The organism is Pseudoalteromonas ruthenica, from assembly GCF_008808095.1.
In the GTDB taxonomy this organism is placed as follows: Bacteria; Pseudomonadota; Gammaproteobacteria; order Enterobacterales; family Alteromonadaceae; genus Pseudoalteromonas; species Pseudoalteromonas ruthenica.
The window spans coordinates 578,012-595,317 of record NZ_CP023396.1 but is presented as its reverse complement, the minus strand read 5'-3'; the positions used below and the strand labels follow the sequence as shown (position 1 = coordinate 595,317).

The following is a 17,306-nucleotide window of genomic DNA, read 5'->3' as shown; positions in this document are numbered from 1 at the left end:
ACGCTTAAGCAAAACAGGTCCACCGCGATAGTGACCTCTGTGTCTGCTACTCTTAATGACAACACCTGTGTGCCAACACAGACATAATAAGAAAAGAACATGAAAGTAACGATAAATGATGTCGCGAAACTAGCTGGTGTATCAATGAAAACGGTTTCGCGAGTAATAAATAACGAGCCGTCCGTGCGCAAGAAAACGCACGATATCGTTATGGCCGCTGTAAACGAATTAAACTACCAACCTAACCTAGCTGCCCGCAACCTTGCAGGAACATCCTCTTATGCCATTGGCCTAGTGTATGATAACCCCAACGCCTATTATGTAATTGATATGCAAAACGGGGTGTTGTCTCACTGTCGAAAGGAGGGTTATGAGTTGGTCATTCACCCTTGCAGTTATGCCGATAGCACTATGCAAGAAGAACTAAAAACCATGATCAAGCGCTCGCGTATCGCAGGCCTAGTGTTAACCCCACCCCTTTCAGAACAGCAAGCATTGATTGATATGCTCGATGAGATGGGTATGCATTATGTGCGCATTCTCTCTGGCCGTGGTGATAGCGAACAGACTAGCCCGTGTATATATGTAAATGACTACGCTGCTGCATACGAAATTACGTCTCACTTAATAAGTTTAGGACACCGTAACATCGCTTTCATTTGTGGTGATCAAGGGCACAAATCAACCACCGAACGACTCGCTGGTTATGAGCAAGCCTTGCAAGATCATAGTATCAAGGTGCGTGAAGAGCTAATTTATCGCGGCGATTACTCATTTGAATCTGGCGTCAATGGTGCTAAAGCACTGCTTAAAGAAGGGAACCGTTTGAATATCAGTGCGGTGATGGGTGGTAACGATGAAATTGCAGCAGGTGCACTCTTTGCAGCACGCCTTATGGATATGGCTATTCCCGATGAGTTATCGATCACGGGGTTTGAAGACTCGCCCTTCTCCAAACAAACTTGGCCAAAGCTGACCACCGCGCATCAGGATAACGATGTTATCTCTCAGCATGCCGCACGCTTGCTTTTTAGTAAGACTCGGGGAGCCCGTAATCAAGATAAAGAAATTATTCGCACTTTTACCCCCTCATTAGTGATGCGCGACAGCTCAGGCCCATTGAGCTAGGTATACGCCTTAAAAGCGGTGCTCGTCACCGCTGTATTGTTCGTATAAGCCCTTACAACTGTTGTGAAATGACCGAGAAATAAGGATAATACGCGGGTTCTTTTCAGTTTTTTGGGTAGCTATGACGGAATATCTCTTACTGCTCGTCAGTACCGTGTTGGTAAACAATTTCGTGCTCGTACAGTTTCTTGGCCTATGCCCCTTTATGGGCGTATCAAGTAAGCTGGACACCGCCGTGGGCATGTCTATGGCCACCACCTTTGTATTGACACTGGCCTCCGTCACCAGCTACCTGGTTAATCAATATATTTTGCTGCCCTTAGAGCTCACCTTTTTGCGTACTATGAGTTTCATCTTGGTGATCGCCGTGGTGGTGCAGTTTACCGAAATGGTGGTGCAGAAGACTTCGCCGACGCTCTATCGCTTGTTAGGTATCTTTTTGCCGTTAATTACCACTAACTGCGCCGTACTCGGCGTTGCCCTGTTAAATATCAAAGAGCAGCATAGTTTTGTTGAATCTGCCGTATATGGCTTTGGTGCTGCCGTTGGTTTTTCTCTGGTACTGGTTTTATTCGCCGCCATGCGTGAGCGTTTGGCCGGTGCCGATGTACCTGTGCCATTCAAAGGTGCAGCAATCGCTATGGTAACGGCGGGACTTATGTCGATGGCCTTTATGGGCTTCAGCGGATTGGTAACGTTTTAATATGACCTTATTTTATGCCTTAATCGCCCTGGGTGTACTGGCCCTTATTTTTGGCGTGATCCTCGGTTTTGCTGCTGTGCGCTACCGAGTTGAGAGCGATCCTGTTGTCGAGCAAATTGATGCCATTTTGCCACAAACTCAATGTGGTCAATGCGGCTACCCTGGCTGTCGCCCTTATGCCGAAGCCATTGCCAACGGTGATGATGTCAATAAATGCCCGCCAGGGGGTGAAGCAACTGTTAAAAAGCTAGCCGACTTAATGGGGGTAGAAGCGAAGCCACTCGCCGGTGGCGAGGAAGCAGAGCCAGAGAAAAAAGTTGCCTACATTCGCGAGGACGAATGCATTGGCTGCACTAAGTGTATCCAAGCATGCCCGGTTGACGCCATTGTTGGGGCAACACGACAAATGCATACCGTACTCAAAGATGAGTGCACTGGCTGTGATTTGTGTGTTGAGCCCTGCCCGGTGGATTGCATAGATATGATTCCTCTAGCGCAAAGTAAACAAACGTGGAAATGGCAGCTCGATGCCATCCCCGTGACTCAGATAGATTAAGAGGTGTAGTGTGGACTCTTTATTATCACGTATTCGTCGCGGTGAGTTATGGCAAAGCCCTGGTGGCATTCACCCGCCTACCCATAAACATAAAACGAACTCGCTCCCTATTCACAGCTTACCTTTGCCCGAAAAACTGGTGCTGCCAATCAAACAGCACATTGGTGCTGAGGGGCAGTTATTAGTAAACGCAGGTGAGCAGGTATTAAAAGGCCAGGCTCTCACTCGCCCCAATGCCAATTGGTCAGTGCCCGTGCATGCACCAACCTCGGGGCGTATAGTGGATATCACGCCTATGCCCTCGGCGCACCCTTCAGCCATTCCTGAGCTGAGTATTATTATTGAACCCGATGGCCAAGAGACTTGGTGTGAGCTTGTGCCTCACCCTAATTATCAGCAGCTTAGTGCCGAGCGACTAGTTGATATCATTCATTATGCTGGTATTTCTGGCATGGGCGGTGCGGGTTTTCCGACCTATGTTAAAACCGCAAGCAAACAGCCAATCGATATTTTGATTGTTAATGGCGCCGAATGTGAACCTTATATCAGCGCCGATGATGTGCTTATGCAAGCGCACAGCGAAGAAATCGTACGCGGTATCCATATCATCCAGCACTTACTGGGCCCTGAGTTGACTATCATTGGTATTGAAGATGATAAGCCAAAGGCCATTGAGGCGATGACTCAGGCCTGCGCCGACTACGACAATATTATCGTCCGAGCGATTGAAACCAAATATCCTTCGGGCGGCGAAAAGCAGCTTATTCAGATACTCACCTCCAAAGAGGTGCCTGCTGGCGGGATCCCTGCCGATATCGGTGTGCTGGTACAAAATGTGGGCACCTTATATGCGATACAGCAAGCTGTCGAGCTCGGCAAGCCGCTGATCGAACGCGTTGTCACCCTTGCAGGCGAAACCCTTGAGCAACAAGGTAACGTCTGGGCTTTACTGGGAACGGAAATAAAGCATTTATTAGCTTTCCAAGGTTTTAATCCTGAGCCAATGCAGCGCGTGATTATGGGTGGGCCAATGATGGGCTTTACCTTGCCCAGTGTGCGCATACCTGTAGTCAAAACCACCAACTGTATATTAGCTCCCAGTAACCAAGAAATGCCAGCGCCCGGTGATGAGCGTGCTTGCATTCGCTGCAGTGCCTGCGCAGACGCCTGCCCTGCTAGCTTATTACCCCAGCAGCTGCAATGGTTTGCCAAAACCAAAGAGTACCAAAAACTCGAAGAACATAAGTTATTTGATTGTATTGAGTGCGGTGCTTGCGCCTACGTATGCCCAAGTGAAATTCCGCTGGTACAGTATTACAGAGTCGCAAAAGCTGAAATTCGCGAACAACAGATAGAGCAAGTAAAAGCTGAGCGTGCACGCGAACGCTTCGAAGCGAGAAAAGCACGCTTAGAGCGCGAGCAAGAAGAGCGCCGTAACCGCCACAAACGGCCCAGCCGAAGCGCTGCTAAAAGCAGTGAAAGTAAGGAAAAAGTGGCTGAAGCCCTGGCTCGCGTGAAAGCAAAGAAAACAGAGCCAGGTGATAACAAGGCAAAAGTCGCCGAAGCGATTGCCCGCGCCAAAGCCAAAAAAGCGCAAGGTGAAGCCCCTGAGCCAGATAACTCAGAGGTTGCTCAAGCTCGTGCGCAAAGAAAAGAGCAGGCTCGTGCATACAAGGCACAAAAACAACAGCCTGAGCAAGCGCCAAGCGCAACAGCGGATGACAAAAAAGCCGCAGTCGCTGCAGCTGTTGCTCGTGCTAAGGCGAAAAAAGCCCAGCAAGGTGAACAAAGCGATAGCCAGCCCACAGCCGCAGAAGACAAAAAAGCTGCCGTAGCCGCTGCTATTGCTCGCGCCAAAGCGAAAAAGGCGGCAAAAGCCGATGCACCTACGCAGCAGCCCAACGAGGCAGCTGAAAATGTCGAAAGCGAGACCGAGGCATCCTCTGCTGAGGATAACAAAAAGGCCGCTGTGGCCGCTGCTATTGCTCGCGCCAAAGCCAAGAAAGCCGCCCGAGAAGCCGATGCATCTGCGCAGCAGCCCGATGGGGCAGCTGAAAATGTTGAAAGCGAGACCGAGGCATCCTCTGCTGAGGATAAGAAAAAAGCCGCTGTGGCCGCCGCAATAGCTCGCGCCAAAGCGAAAAAGGCGGCAAAAGCGAATGCACCTACGCAGCAGCCCGATGGGGCAGCTGAAAATGTTGAAAGCGAGACTGAGGCACCCTCCCCTGAGGATAAGAAAAAAGCTGCTGTAGCCGCCGCAATAGCTCGAGCCAAAGCCAAGAAAGCCACGAAAGCCGATGCACCTACGCAGCAGCCCGATGGGGCAGCTGAAAATGTTGAAAGCGAGACCGAGGCACCCTCCCCTGAGGATAAGAAAAAAGCCGCTGTGGCCGCCGCAATAGCTCGCGCCAAAGCCAAGAAAGCCGCCCGAGAAGCCGATAAAAACGATGATGAGGAGTCATCATGAAGCTCAATATGATGAGTTCACCTTATAAGCACAGCCATAAATCAGTGACGGAATTAATGCTTTTGGTGGCGCTCGCGGCGCTTCCAGGCATTGCCACACAGTGGTATTTTTTCGGCGCGGGTGTGGTGGTGCAATTAGTTTTAGCCTTAGTGTGCGTGAGTGTATTCGAAGCCGCTATGCTGGCGATTCGCGGGCGTAAAATTTGGCCAACCTTGCAAGATGGCAGTGCTTGGCTCACGGGACTTCTGCTGGCTATCAGTATTCCTCCCCTCGCCCCGTGGTGGGTTATTGTCATTGGCTGTTTTTTTGCCATTGTCTTTGTTAAGCAGCTCTATGGCGGACTGGGCTTTAATTTATTTAATCCAGCCATGGCAGGCTATGTGCTACTGCTTGTTTCCTTCCCGGTGCAAATGACCTTATGGGTGCCGCCTAGCGAGCTTATGCAGCACACGCTAAGTTTTAGCGATGAGCTGTCACTCATCTTCACACACTATACCGAAGCCGGCTTTAGCCTCGAACAGATCCGTGTCGGTGTTGATGGCGTTACCATGGCCACGCCACTGGATACCCTACGCACCGATATTAGCCATGGCCTAACTGTAGCCGAGAGCATGGAAAAACCTGTGTTTGGCGAGTACGCTGGGATCGCTTGGCAATGGGTCAACATGGCCTATCTCGTTGGTGGCGTGTTATTGCTACAACAACGCGTGATCAATTGGCACATTCCGGTGGCGATGCTCAGTGCCTTGGCTGTGTGTGCAAGCATCGGCTATATCTTCGACTCGGGCAACCAACCTGGGCTGGCATTTCATATGTTAAGCGGAGCCACTATGCTCGGTGCGTTTTTCATTGCTACCGACCCGGTTTCGGCATCAACCACGAATCGCGGCCGGTTAATTTATGGCGCCGCCATAGGCGTTATTGTGTATCTTATTCGTAGCTTTGGTGGCTACCCCGATGCCGTCGCCTTTGCGGTGTTACTGATGAATATGGCAGTGCCACTCATAGATCATTACACCCAGCCTCGTACTTATGGTCACGGAGCAAAATCATGATTATTTCTTCGATGGCGAAAAATGGTGGGATTTTAGCTGCATTCGCGCTTATTACTACAGGTGCTGTGACCTTAGTGCAGCAATACACCGCGCCCAAAATTGCGATCCAAGAGAAAAAGCAGTTACAAGGCTTGTTACAACAAGTGTTGCCGGCATCGCAATATGACAACGATCTTTATTTAGACTGCACCACCGTCAATACCCCGCAGTTAGGCCCGCGTGAGGGCTACACAGTGTATCGTGCTCGCAGGCAAGGTGAGGTCATCGCCTTAGTGCTACAAAGTACCGCCGCAAATGGCTACAGTGGCAATATAGATATGATCAGTGCCGTTTACCCTGATGGCACCGTCAGTGGAGTGCGAGTTACCAAACACAACGAAACCCCAGGGCTCGGCGATAAAGTAGAAACTAAACGCAGTGATTGGATTTACTCGTTTGCCAATAAGCAAGTGCAAGGCGCAGACGATGAGCGTTGGGCAGTGAAAAAAGATGGCGGCATGTTTGATCAGTTCACCGGCGCAACCATTACTCCTCGCGCAGTGGTGACAACAGTGAAAAGCACCGTTTTATATGCACAACAACACTTTGACACGCTCGCAACAGCAGACAATCATTGCTTAGCTGAGGAGCAATCATGAGCCAATATAAAACCTTATTTAAAGAAGGTGTATGGGGCAACAACCCAGCGCTAGTGCAATTGCTGGGCCTTTGTCCGCTGCTGGCAGTCAGCAGCACAGTCACTAACGCATTGGGACTGGGAATAGCGACATTACTGGTATTAGTGGGCTCTAATGTAACGGTCTCCCTGGTGCGCCAATGGGTGCCTAAAGATATCCGCATTCCCGTGTTTGTGATGATCATCGCCGCGTTTGTAACCATTATCCAATTGCTGATGAACGCTTTTACCTTTGGTTTATACCAGTCTTTAGGGATTTTCATCCCTCTGATAGTCACTAACTGTGCCATTATCGGCCGCGCAGAAGCGTTTGCTTCTAAAAACAATGCGTTGTTGAGTGCATGGGATGGGCTCATGATGGGCCTAGGCTTTGCCATGATCCTAGTGCTATTGGGTGCTATGCGTGAACTCATTGGTCAAGGTACCTTATTCGATGGCGCCGACTTACTGCTGGGGCCATGGGCACAAAGCCTGCGTCTAGACATTATTCACTTTGATAACCAATTCTTGCTGGCGATCTTACCTCCGGGAGCATTTATTGGTTTAGGCTTGCTGATTGCAGCTAAAAACTTAATTGACGCGCAGCTTAAAGCCAAACACGCGCCTAGCGCTGAGGAAGTCAAAGGTCCACGAGCACGAGTGACCAGTTTAGATTAGGCTCGTTTTAACGACATACAATCAAGGGGCAACAATGAACAAAGATAAGCGCCGACTCATCCTTGAGCGGTTGCGCGAAGCCAATCCGCACCCAGAAACCGAGCTGGAATATAGCTCTCCTTTTGAGCTCTTAGTGGCAGTGACTTTATCTGCACAGGCCACTGATGTCGGCGTCAACAAGGCGACCAGAAAACTTTTTCCGCATGCCAATACGCCGCAAGCTATCTTGGATATCGGTCTTGATGCGCTGCGTGAGAGTATCAAAACCATCGGCTTATATAATTCCAAAGCCAATAATGTGTACAAAATGTGCGAGATTTTGGTGTCACAACATGGGGGGGAAGTCCCTGAAAACCGTGAGGCCCTAGAAGCATTACCCGGCGTTGGTCGCAAAACCGCAAATGTCGTGCTTAATACCGCCTTTGGCTGGCCAACCATTGCCGTTGACACCCACATTTTCCGTGTCTCTAACCGTACCAAGTTTGCTATGGGTAAAGATGTGGTCGCGGTGGAGCAAAAGCTTGAAAAAGTCGTGCCGAAAGAATTTAAGGTTGATGTACACCACTGGCTTATTCTCCATGGCCGCTATACCTGCGTGGCGCGCAAACCGCGCTGCGGCAGCTGTATTATCGAAGACTTATGTGAATTTAAAGACAAGACTGAGGTAGCATAAATGCGTTTATTACACACCATGTTGCGTGTTGGCAACTTAGAGCGCTCGATCGAGTTTTATACCAATGTACTGGGCATGAAAGAGCTACGCCGTGCTGACAACGAGCAATACCGCTACACCCTCGCCTTCGTCGGTTATGGTGAGGAGAAAGACACTACCGTGTTAGAGCTTACGTATAACTGGGATGAAGATAGCTACGATCTCGGCAATGCTTATGGCCATATTGCCATTGAGTATGACGACATTTACCAGGCTTGCGAGCAAATTCGTGCCGCCGGTGGCGTAGTAAGCCGCGAAACCGGGTCCGGTAAAAGGAGGCACTACAGAAATAGCCTTCGTTAAAGACCCTGATGGCTATGCAATTGAACTGATCCAGAAAAAGGCTGATAACAGCTTTTAAGCTACGCTCCTGAGTCAAGGTTGTCCCTTGGCTCCTATCCTTCCCATAAACCACGCTTTAATTCGCACTTCTGTGGCAAGAAAAAATAACGGGAATTTTTTATAAGCGATGGATATTAATAGCTATGAAGAGATGTTTTTTTTCAAGTGAGTACTTGAAGAAAGTGGCGTCCCCTAGGGGATTCGAACCCCTGTTACCGCCGTGAAAGGGCGGTGTCCTAGGCCTCTAGACGAAGGGGACGCAGAATTGATTCAGCAAAGTGTACTTTGCTTATTCTGCGTAAGATGAGCTTGAGCCCGCGAAAGCGAATGGCCTTATTCATCCAAGCAGAACCTGTAAGAGCAGCAAGCTCATTACATTCTGTGCCACTAGGACTGGTTATTTATACTCTTACCATACGAGTAAAGTGGCGTCCCCTAGGGGATTCGAACCCCTGTTACCGCCGTGAAAGGGCGGTGTCCTAGGCCTCTAGACGAAGGGGACACAAATTTCGCTATCGAAGTATAACTTCGATAAATTTTTGTAAAGGCTGAGCCGAACCAGTGCGGCGAAGCGGCCTTAGCAAAAACGCTGAATTTAATGTCACTAGGACTGATTATTTAAACTCTTACCATACGAGTAAAGTGGCGTCCCCTAGGGGATTCGAACCCCTGTTACCGCCGTGAAAGGGCGGTGTCCTAGGCCTCTAGACGAAGGGGACGCAGAATTGGTTCAGCAAAGTGTACTTTGCTTATTCTGCGTAAGATGAGCTTGAGCCCGCGAAAGCGAATGGCCTTATTCATCCAAGCAGAACCTGTACGAGCACTAAGCTCACTGCATTCTGTGTCACTAGGACTGGTTATTTAAACTCTTACCATACGAGTAGAGTGGCGTCCCCTAGGGGATTCGAACCCCTGTTACCGCCGTGAAAGGGCGGTGTCCTAGGCCTCTAGACGAAGGGGACGCAGAATTGGTTTAGCAAAGTGTACTTTGCTTATTCTGCGTAAGATGAGCTTGAGCCCGCGAAAGCGAATGGCCTTATTCATCCAAGCAGAACCTGTAAGAGCAACAAGCTCACTACATTCTGTGTCACTAGGACTGGTTATTTAGACTCTTACCATACGAGTAAAGTGGCGTCCCCTAGGGGATTCGAACCCCTGTTACCGCCGTGAAAGGGCGGTGTCCTAGGCCTCTAGACGAAGGGGACACAAATTTCGCTATCGAAGTATAACTTCGATAAATTTTTGTAAAGGCTGAGCCGAACCAGTGAGGCGAAGCGGCCTTAGCAAAAACGCTGAATTTAATGTCACTAGGACTGGTTATTTAAACTCTTACCATACGAGTATCACACCTAAACATTCGAAGTTTAGCCTACCGAGATAGAAACGTGTGTTGCACTATAGAATTTGGTGGAGCTAGGCGGGATCGAACCGCCGACCTCTTGCATGCCATGCAAGCGCTCTCCCAGCTGAGCTATAGCCCCAAACAGCTTGAGATAAACTGCCAAACTTGCGGTGTTCATCTCGTTGAGTGCGGGGCGCATTCTATGCACCCCCCTAAACAAAGTCAACACTTTTTAAGTAACTTTTTACTGACCGAAGCAATTTTAGCCAAGACGCGTAAAGGTTAGACAAAAACAGTCAAATATGGCTCTTTATTAACCACTTACCTACTTTGAGACAGGCAAATATCGGTATCTATTGTGGTTATTTCGTCAGCCAACGTATCACCTTAATCGCAACGAGCACTTATGCCTCTAGTTGCCATAATAAAAAGCTGGCTTGCCACCCCATAATTTCCGTTGAGATATGGGTATCAGGTCGACATCGAGCTGCTCCATATGCACAGTGTAAAGGCAACAAGTGTTCTGACGTGGGCTGACAATAAAGTGCACCAGGTGCTGTTCGCCACGCAATTAACTGCTGTTGGCGCTGCTTTTCACTCATTGGCGCCTGCAAAGTGTGTATGAGCCAATCTTCAAACTGTCGATTATACCCCTGAGTATCATCAATCGGCCCTTTTTTAAATGCAGCCATATTATGAAAGGTGAAACCTGAACCAAGCAATAATACGTTATCAAGATCAGCAACAGCATTTGCGAGGTGTTGCCCTAACTCTACGTGAAAGCGCTCATCTAAACCGCCATGCAATGATATTTGTACACAAGGGACGTCTGCATCTGGATACATTAACTTTAACGGTACAAAGACACCATGATCTAGCCCTCGTTGCTGCTCAATAAGAATAGGTATACCTTGGTGTTGTAAATAACTGGCTAAGTAGTTGGCAACTCGAGTATGACCCGTGCAAGGATAAGCAATATCATAGGCCGCCCTATCAAAACCGTAATAGTCATAGAGTAAGTTGGGCTGTTGCTGGGTATTAATAGCAACTCCCTCCTGTGAAAGCCAATGCGCGCTTATTACAATAACAAGCTGAGGCTTAGGGATTTGAGTCGCTAGTTTTGCTAATGCATCACACATACCTGTGTGACTTGGTTCAGCCAATAGAGGTAACGGCCCTCCCCCGTGGGAGATAAAAAGACTGTGATTCATAATGCGCTCCATAAATAAGACCTTCATTATTGCGCTGGTATCGATACCTATATAGCCCTATGAACGCACATCCCTTGTTACCACGCGCACAACTATGACTCACATAAGCGGGAGTGCTGGCTTCGCGTGCGTAGTTGATGAACAGGTTGTTTATAAAACCCGCATATAAAACAAAATGTGCAACTCAAGTGTTGACAGTCTTTCGTCTCTATCTATAATAGCGCCCCACAACAGCGAGAGAGGTTTCCTCACTCTTTGTTGCCAGATGTGGGTTGTTAGCTCAGTTGGGAGAGCATCGCCCTTACAAGGCGAGGGTCACTGGTTCAAGTCCAGTACAACCCACCACTTTTTAAGTGACGCATCTGTTTATTCTATATGGGTTGTTAGCTCAGTTGGGAGAGCATCGCCCTTACAAGGCGAGGGTCACTGGTTCAAGTCCAGTACAACCCACCATTTACTCATCTTCGAGTATCGCATATAGAATAACTTAGACCCGGGTTGTTAGCTCAGTTGGGAGAGCATCGCCCTTACAAGGCGAGGGTCACTGGTTCAAGTCCAGTACAACCCACCATTTACTCATCTTCGAGTATCGCATATAGAATAACTTAGACCCGGGTTGTTAGCTCAGTTGGGAGAGCATCGCCCTTACAAGGCGAGGGTCACTGGTTCAAGTCCAGTACAACCCACCATTTACTCATCTTCGAGTATCGCATATAGAATAACTTAGACCCGGGTTGTTAGCTCAGTTGGGAGAGCATCGCCCTTACAAGGCGAGGGTCACTGGTTCAAGTCCAGTACAACCCACCATTCTACCGTGCTTCATGTGCACCACTCTATATGGGTTGTTAGCTCAGTTGGGAGAGCATCGCCCTTACAAGGCGAGGGTCACTGGTTCAAGTCCAGTACAACCCACCATATAGACACTCACCAGATATAAAATCCTCGATGCTCGGCATCGCACTCGTTCCCTATTCCAAGGCAAAAATCACTGGCTCAAACCCAGTAAAACCCACTATATAGATACTCTTTAGATATAAAACCTTCGATGCTCGGCATCGCACTCAACCCCTATTCCAAGGCAAAAATCACTGGCTCAAACCCAGTACAACCCACCATATAGACACTCACCAGATATAAAACTCTCGATGCTCGGCATCGCACTCGTTCCCTATTCCAAGGCTAGAATCACTGGCTCAAACCCAGTACAACCCACCATATAGACACTCAGCAGATATAAAACCCTCGATGCTCGGCATCGCACTCAGCCCCTATTCCAAGGCAAAAATCACTGGCTCAAACCCAGTACAACCCACCATATAGACACTCACCAGATATAAAACCCTCGATGCTCGGCATCGCACTCAGTCCTATTCCAAGGCTAGAATCACTGGCTCAAACCCAGTACAACCCACCATATAGACACTCACCAGATATAAAACCCTCGATGCTCGGCATCGCACTCAGTCCTATTCCAAGGCTAGAATCACTGGCTCAAACCCAGTACAACCCACCATATAGACACTCACCAGATATAAAATCCTCGATGCTCAGCATTGCACTCGTTCCCTATTCCAAAGCAAAAATCACTGGCTCAAAACCAGTACAACCCACCATATAGATGCTCTTTAGATATAAAGCACAATATATAAACGCCTTGTAATATAAAGCCTTAGGTACTCAACATGCCACCTTCTTATTACCCAACGCCTGCACATTAACCATGACTGCACAGTTTTTACTCTCTTCACCAGCATTTTCTGGCTTTATTCGCGATTTACTTGTCAGCAGCTAGACTAGTTTATATAGTCGGTTTAAATAACATCTCCCTAGTAGCGGTATGGCCCAGCAAGTTTCCAGCTCAGCGCATATATTAATCATTGAAGAGCAGCCATTAGCACTTAGCTATATGAAGCAATCTTTAGAGCGTTTGGGCTACAGACGCTTACGCTTTGCTGAAAATGCCGTTGTCGCCAAGACATTATGTAAAGAAGACGCTTTCGACTTGATCATCTGTGCGTTTAACTTAAGCAAGCACCAAGATGGCTATCAATTATATGAAGAGCTCAAGGTAAATAAGCTGGTCAAGGGCGCCACCGGCTTTATTTTTATTTCTGCAGAAACTTCGGGGGCATTAGTACACAGTGTGCTTGAGCTACATCCCGATGACTTTTTAGTAAAACCCTTCAATACCCTAGAACTGAAAAGCCGTATCGAGCGCGTAGTGAAACGCAAACGCGCGCTCAAGGATATTTTCCAGCTTATGGATGATGAGAATTACTCCAAAGCGGTGAAGATGATCGATACTAAACTTGCGAGCCAACAAGGTTATGCGGCTGTGCTACTGCGCCTTAAGGGAGATGCACTGCTACTGCAGCAGCAATATGAGCAGGCAAAAACCTTCTTTAAATCTGTATTGGATATTCAGAAATTTACCTGGGCGCGCATTGGCTTAGTTGAAGCGCTTATTGGAAACAACGAGCATAACCTCGCCCACCGCATGCTCAAAACCCTGCTAGAGCGCACTGAAACCCGTCTTGTTGCTTATGACTTATTAGGGCAGTTAGAGATAAAACTGAATCAATTCGAGCAGGCCCAAGAGTACTTAAGTGCGGCTACCACTATGGCTCCGCGCAATCTAGAGCGTCAAGAGAGTTTGTCGCAGGTAGCGCAGATCAATCATGATTATGAACAAACCTACCTAGCTAAACGTGATATTGCTAAGTTTGCTCGCCACTCAGTACACGATAACCCAGAGGTCTACCTTAATGCCGCTCGAGCAGGTATTGATTATGCCCTGACAACCGATCAAGGCGAGCAAATATCCCGCGTTACCCGACAAACAACCAAATACCTTAATGACCTAAAAAAGCAGTTTCCTGATGCCCAGCAACAAACCCAGGTGGATGTTCTTAACGCGCGGCTTCATTATTTAAAAGATGAACACCACAAAGCCAAAATGCTTATCGAGCAGCTGGTCATTGATGACTCCCCTATTCGCTCTATTGATGGTGCCCTTGATCAAGCCAAGGCATACCATGAGCTAGGCTTTCACACGCAAGCCCAGGCATTGTTTAACAAGATTATCGATCATTGTGAGCGCTACCCTGAGAGACGCTCTGAATTGCAACTAAAAAGCGTCATTCAACAGCAAAGTGAGCGCCGAGATTTACGCATGGGGCCGCGTGAGTTGAACAACCATGCGGTAGAGAAATTTAAACAGGGCAATTACTTATTGGCACTAGAAGCTTTTACTCAGGCTTTTCGGGTGATGCCGAAAAACCGCAGTATTGCCCTAAACTTATTGCAGTGCTTGTATGAAGGCAGCACCCGCCAAGGCATGACGTTTAACCAGCAACTTGCCAACAAGTGTGTAAGCTTACTGGAACAGGCGGATTTAGATGCGGAGATGGGCGAGCGCTTTGAAAAGATAAAGCAGAAATATATTAACAAGCACTCACATATTGCTTAGCCGCCGAGGTTGTTGCCCGCACCTTGCTAGCTTTGCTATGCCAAGCGTGTATATTAAGTCACTACCCAACGACAATAAAAAACACGGACAACAATGAAGCCAATCAACACCCTTGCTCTTGCCATCACTTTGGCCTTAGTAGGCTGCTCTGAAGCCCCCCAAACCATTGTAAAAGCAGAGCAACCAACTCAGCAACGCAATCAAGCGCCAACGTCTGAACAAGTTCATAATGCCGTAGAGCAATACACCAAAACCTTTATCAGCCATCAAAGCGCCCTAGCCACGTCGCTTAAGCTACCAGAGCAAAGTTATGGTGACTATAACCGCCAGCTCCCTGATTATTCGGTAGCCGGTATGCAGCAACTGCAAAAAGATATGCGCCGCGCTGGCGAGCAATTAGCAGCACTGCAACACCCTGATCTGGCTGCGGATGAGTTATTGCACCTGCGCGTCAATGAGGTAATTGCTCGCTATTATGCTGGTGACGAAGACTTTGCAGCGGGCTATATCGATACCTGGGGCGGGCACCTACCTTACGTGGTCAACCAACTGTCCGGCCCGCTCATCGATTTACCCAACCTGCTTAAAGATCAGCATGAGGTCTCAGACATTGAAGATGCTGACAATTACCTTGCTCGTCTAAGTGGTTTTGCCGAGGTTATTGCACAGGTCAGAGAAAAACTTAAAGCCGACGCCAAGCTTGGAGTCATATTACCGAAACCCTTGTTTGCAAACACATTGGGTTATTTAACTAATTTTACCGCTGTGCAACCCAGCGAGCACCCGCTTGTTGCCTCATTCGCCGACAAGCTAAGTGCTATCGACGGTCTTGATGAGCGCCAACGCCAGGATTACATAAACACTGCCGAGACACTCGTACGCACTGAGATTTATCCTGGGTTTGCGGGTGTAAGCAAAGACATGGCGGCGCTTGAAGAGCACGCGCCCACTGATGTCGGTATTTGGGCGCAACCAAATGGCGATGCTTTCTATCAGCATGAAATCACTTACTTAGGGGACTCCACGCTCACTGCCGAGCAAATCCACCAGCTAGGCCTTGATGAGGTCGCGCGCATTACCGAACGTATGGATGAAATCCTTAAAGCCAACGGCTACAGTGAAGGCAGCGTTGGCAAGCGCATGCAGCAACTCAATAACGAACCTCGCTTTTTATATGAAGATAGCGATGCAGGGCGAGCCGAGCTACTCACCTTTTTACGCGGTGAGATAAGCAAAATTGTCGCCAAGGCGCCGCAGTATTTCTCCACCTTACCACCACAAAAAGTAGAGGTGCGTCGTATTCCTGTCGCTGTTGAGGCAGGCTCCGCCGGCGGCTATTATAACGGCCCATCGCTGGACGGTTCACGCCCTGGTGTATTCTTTATTAACCTCAAGGATATGAAAGCAGTTCCCAGCTTCGGCATGAAAACACTCACATACCATGAGGCCGTACCGGGACACCATTTCCAAATCGCATTGAATATGTTGCAACAAGATATTGGCCTGATGCGCCAAAATGCCTCCTTTAATGCCTATGTCGAGGGCTGGGCGCTTTACTCCGAGCTCGTCGCTTATGAGATGGGGATGTATCAGGACGACCCGTTTGGTGACTTAGGACGATTACAGGCTGAAGTATACCGCGCTGCACGTTTGGTGGTAGACACCGGCCTGCACTATAAAAAATGGACACGCCAGCAAGCCATTGATTATTTTGCCGAGGCCACAGGCACCGCTATGAGTGATGTTGTCTCTGCCATTGACCGCTATATTGCGTGGCCAGGTCAGGCCTTGGGTTACAAACTAGGTATGATCAAACTGGTCGAGCTGCGTGATAAAGCGCGTACAGCACTAGGCGACAAGTTCGACATAAAAGCGTTTCACGATGTTATTCTCACTCCTGGGGCACGTCCCATGGCGATTGTTGAGCAAGACATTGATGCTTGGATAGCCAGTCAACAATAACCTTTGCATGGGGCGAGAGCGCTCGCCCCGTACTCCTTTAATCCTCGCCTTTATAAATGGCCACTGCGTTAATACAGTAGCGCAGGTGAGACGGTGGCGGGCCATCCGGGAACACATGCCCCAAATGTGCATCACACACATTGCACACCGCTTCAATCCGCTGCATCCCATGGCTACTATCACTGATGTAGGCGATAGCATTGGCTTGTGCAGGTTGCGTAAAAGAAGGCCAACCGCTGCCGCTGTCGAATTTCTCATCACCGGCGAATAAAACGTTATCGCAGCACACACAAAGGTAACGCCCTGGCTCAAAAAGCGTACATGAATCGCTACTATATGGACGTTCAGTGCCTTTTTGGCGAGTCACATAAAACGCTTCGTCACTGAGTTGCTGCCGCCACTGTTCATCGCTTTTTTCCACACGATAAGGAGGCTCGGGATTGCCTTTTTCACTCATACGCATGATGTCTTGCCAATTAAGCATAAACACTCCTTAAATTTGATAATGCCTTAAGATGATAGAACAGCAAAGCTAACGCCACAGCGAGGCTGCTTTTAGGGCCACTGCTTAGCCACATGAGCTATGTAATATCGACCTGTGTATCGGCCATAATAGCGCGCATGTATGCCAATAGCGCGTCACGCGTAGCGACTAAACTCAGCTCACACTCGCTATTGCTAGTGACAATGCATATTCGATGGTCGTACACCCTAATGTGTCTGATATTATGTAAGGGAATACTCTGCCACGGGCCATGGAGATCATAAACTCCTGCTAGTGAGCACACTCTGAGTTGACCCTGCTGACGATGAATAAAATTGCTAATGGGGTTGCGCGTCCTGAACAGCGCCGTGAGCCGATAAAAGCTTGAGCTTAGCGCCACCAAGTAGCCACCCCCGATGATCAGTGTTAACCAAGGCCAAGATAAGGTCAAAAACATAATTAACGCCACCACGGGTAGAGCCAATAAGGTGTATTTAGCAAGCATTACATCCACAGCTCGGGCGGCGTTGACGACCTTCATC

The 17,306-nt window shown here is 48.5% G+C and carries 13 protein-coding genes, 12 tRNA genes and 1 pseudogene; 17 read left to right on the top strand and 9 right to left on the bottom strand.

Annotated features, from left to right (window positions below):
* Positions 1-99 precede the first annotated feature (99 nt).
* The 9 genes and pseudogenes from PRUTH_RS02930 to gloA all read left to right on the top strand — a co-directional run bounded on the left by PRUTH_RS02930 (position 100) and on the right by gloA (position 8,315).
* Positions 100-1,128, top strand: a complete 1,029-nt coding sequence (locus tag PRUTH_RS02930; protein ID WP_151172481.1) for a LacI family DNA-binding transcriptional regulator — start codon at positions 100-102, stop codon at positions 1,126-1,128.
* A gap of 121 nt (positions 1,129-1,249) precedes the next feature.
* Positions 1,250-1,831 (top strand): electron transport complex subunit RsxA, encoded by a 582-nt coding sequence (gene rsxA, locus PRUTH_RS02925; protein ID WP_022946147.1) that lies wholly within the window; start codon positions 1,250-1,252, stop codon positions 1,829-1,831.
* A 1-nt stretch (position 1,832) separates the two neighbouring features.
* Complete coding sequence (gene rsxB / locus PRUTH_RS02920; protein ID WP_022946146.1) at positions 1,833-2,387, top strand: electron transport complex subunit RsxB; 555 nt, start codon at positions 1,833-1,835, stop codon at positions 2,385-2,387.
* Between the two features lie 10 nt (positions 2,388-2,397).
* On the top strand, positions 2,398-4,854 hold the full coding sequence (rsxC, locus tag PRUTH_RS02915) for an electron transport complex subunit RsxC (protein ID WP_151172480.1): 2,457 nt from the start codon (positions 2,398-2,400) through the stop codon (positions 4,852-4,854).
* Positions 4,851-5,909 carry an electron transport complex subunit RsxD gene (gene rsxD, locus PRUTH_RS02910; protein ID WP_151172479.1) on the top strand — a complete coding sequence of 353 codons (1,059 nt, stop codon included), beginning with the start codon at positions 4,851-4,853 and terminating at the stop codon, positions 5,907-5,909. Before rsxC ends, rsxD begins: the two co-directional genes overlap by 4 nt.
* Positions 5,906-6,547, top strand: a complete 642-nt coding sequence (gene rsxG / locus PRUTH_RS02905) for an electron transport complex subunit RsxG (protein WP_151172478.1) — start codon at positions 5,906-5,908, stop codon at positions 6,545-6,547. The genes rsxD and rsxG overlap by 4 nt, the downstream gene beginning before the upstream one ends.
* Positions 6,544-7,242, top strand: a complete 699-nt coding sequence (locus PRUTH_RS02900; RefSeq protein WP_022944718.1) for an electron transport complex subunit E — start codon at positions 6,544-6,546, stop codon at positions 7,240-7,242. Before rsxG ends, PRUTH_RS02900 begins: the two co-directional genes overlap by 4 nt.
* Before the next feature lie 34 nt (positions 7,243-7,276).
* Positions 7,277-7,915 (top strand): endonuclease III, encoded by a 639-nt coding sequence (nth, locus tag PRUTH_RS02895; protein WP_151172477.1) that lies wholly within the window; start codon positions 7,277-7,279, stop codon positions 7,913-7,915.
* A pseudogene (gloA, locus tag PRUTH_RS02890) lies at positions 7,916-8,315 on the top strand (lactoylglutathione lyase).
* A 164-nt stretch (positions 8,316-8,479) separates the two neighbouring features.
* Here gloA and PRUTH_RS02885 read toward each other — a convergent pair.
* The 7 genes from PRUTH_RS02885 to PRUTH_RS02855 form a co-directional block, all read right to left on the bottom strand.
* Positions 8,480-8,555 (bottom strand) — tRNA-Glu (locus PRUTH_RS02885).
* Between the two features lie 167 nt (positions 8,556-8,722).
* A tRNA-Glu gene (locus tag PRUTH_RS02880) sits at positions 8,723-8,798 on the bottom strand.
* A 141-nt stretch (positions 8,799-8,939) separates the two neighbouring features.
* Positions 8,940-9,015 (bottom strand) — tRNA-Glu (locus PRUTH_RS02875).
* A gap of 167 nt (positions 9,016-9,182) precedes the next feature.
* A tRNA-Glu gene (locus PRUTH_RS02870) sits at positions 9,183-9,258 on the bottom strand.
* Between the two features lie 167 nt (positions 9,259-9,425).
* Positions 9,426-9,501 (bottom strand) — tRNA-Glu (locus tag PRUTH_RS02865).
* Positions 9,502-9,701: 200 nt separating this feature from the next.
* Positions 9,702-9,777: transfer RNA gene (locus PRUTH_RS02860), tRNA-Ala, on the bottom strand.
* Between the two features lie 265 nt (positions 9,778-10,042).
* Positions 10,043-10,849, bottom strand: a complete 807-nt coding sequence (locus tag PRUTH_RS02855) for a DODA-type extradiol aromatic ring-opening family dioxygenase (RefSeq protein ID WP_162197084.1) — start codon at positions 10,847-10,849, stop codon at positions 10,043-10,045.
* A gap of 269 nt (positions 10,850-11,118) precedes the next feature.
* Between PRUTH_RS02855 and PRUTH_RS02850 the strand changes: the two genes are divergently transcribed.
* The 8 genes from PRUTH_RS02850 (at position 11,119) to PRUTH_RS02815 (ending at position 16,280) form a co-directional block, all read left to right on the top strand.
* Positions 11,119-11,194, top strand: a tRNA-Val gene (locus PRUTH_RS02850).
* Positions 11,195-11,226: 32 nt separating this feature from the next.
* Positions 11,227-11,302 (top strand) — tRNA-Val (locus PRUTH_RS02845).
* A 42-nt stretch (positions 11,303-11,344) separates the two neighbouring features.
* Positions 11,345-11,420, top strand: a tRNA-Val gene (locus PRUTH_RS02840).
* Between the two features lie 42 nt (positions 11,421-11,462).
* A tRNA-Val gene (locus tag PRUTH_RS02835) sits at positions 11,463-11,538 on the top strand.
* A 42-nt stretch (positions 11,539-11,580) separates the two neighbouring features.
* Positions 11,581-11,656 (top strand) — tRNA-Val (locus PRUTH_RS02830).
* Positions 11,657-11,688: 32 nt separating this feature from the next.
* A tRNA-Val gene (locus PRUTH_RS02825) sits at positions 11,689-11,764 on the top strand.
* 922 nt (positions 11,765-12,686) lie between these two features.
* Entirely contained in the window at positions 12,687-14,318 is a 1,632-nt protein-coding gene (locus tag PRUTH_RS02820; RefSeq protein WP_151172475.1) for a response regulator, read from the top strand.
* A 93-nt stretch (positions 14,319-14,411) separates the two neighbouring features.
* The gene (locus tag PRUTH_RS02815) at positions 14,412-16,280 is read left to right on the top strand and encodes a DUF885 domain-containing protein (RefSeq protein WP_151172474.1); all 1,869 of its coding nucleotides are present in this window, start codon (positions 14,412-14,414) and stop codon (positions 16,278-16,280) included.
* A gap of 37 nt (positions 16,281-16,317) precedes the next feature.
* On the opposite strand, the gene msrB is transcribed toward PRUTH_RS02815, so the two are convergent.
* Complete coding sequence (msrB, locus tag PRUTH_RS02810; RefSeq protein WP_053911887.1) at positions 16,318-16,764, bottom strand: peptide-methionine (R)-S-oxide reductase MsrB; 447 nt, start codon at positions 16,762-16,764, stop codon at positions 16,318-16,320.
* 97 nt (positions 16,765-16,861) lie between these two features.
* Positions 16,862-17,305, bottom strand: coding sequence for a hypothetical protein (locus PRUTH_RS02805; RefSeq protein WP_151172473.1), 444 nt, complete (start codon positions 17,303-17,305; stop codon positions 16,862-16,864).
* Position 17,306: the final 1 nt, after the last annotated feature.

Coding starts and splice junctions, on each gene's coding strand:
- PRUTH_RS02930 (WP_151172481.1), top strand. CDS start 100: ATGAAAGTAACGATAAATGATGTCGCGAAACTAGCTGGTGTATCAATG.
- PRUTH_RS02855 (WP_162197084.1), bottom strand. CDS start 10,849: ATGAATCACAGTCTTTTTATCTCCCACGGGGGAGGGCCGTTACCTCTA.
- nth (WP_151172477.1), top strand. CDS start 7,277: ATGAACAAAGATAAGCGCCGACTCATCCTTGAGCGGTTGCGCGAAGCC.
- rsxG (WP_151172478.1), top strand. CDS start 5,906: ATGATTATTTCTTCGATGGCGAAAAATGGTGGGATTTTAGCTGCATTC.
- rsxA (WP_022946147.1), top strand. CDS start 1,250: ATGACGGAATATCTCTTACTGCTCGTCAGTACCGTGTTGGTAAACAAT.
- PRUTH_RS02815 (WP_151172474.1), top strand. CDS start 14,412: ATGAAGCCAATCAACACCCTTGCTCTTGCCATCACTTTGGCCTTAGTA.
- PRUTH_RS02820 (WP_151172475.1), top strand. CDS start 12,687: ATGGCCCAGCAAGTTTCCAGCTCAGCGCATATATTAATCATTGAAGAG.
- PRUTH_RS02805 (WP_151172473.1), bottom strand. CDS start 17,305: ATGAAGGTCGTCAACGCCGCCCGAGCTGTGGATGTAATGCTTGCTAAA.
- PRUTH_RS02900 (WP_022944718.1), top strand. CDS start 6,544: ATGAGCCAATATAAAACCTTATTTAAAGAAGGTGTATGGGGCAACAAC.
- rsxB (WP_022946146.1), top strand. CDS start 1,833: ATGACCTTATTTTATGCCTTAATCGCCCTGGGTGTACTGGCCCTTATT.
- rsxD (WP_151172479.1), top strand. CDS start 4,851: ATGAAGCTCAATATGATGAGTTCACCTTATAAGCACAGCCATAAATCA.
- msrB (WP_053911887.1), bottom strand. CDS start 16,764: ATGCTTAATTGGCAAGACATCATGCGTATGAGTGAAAAAGGCAATCCC.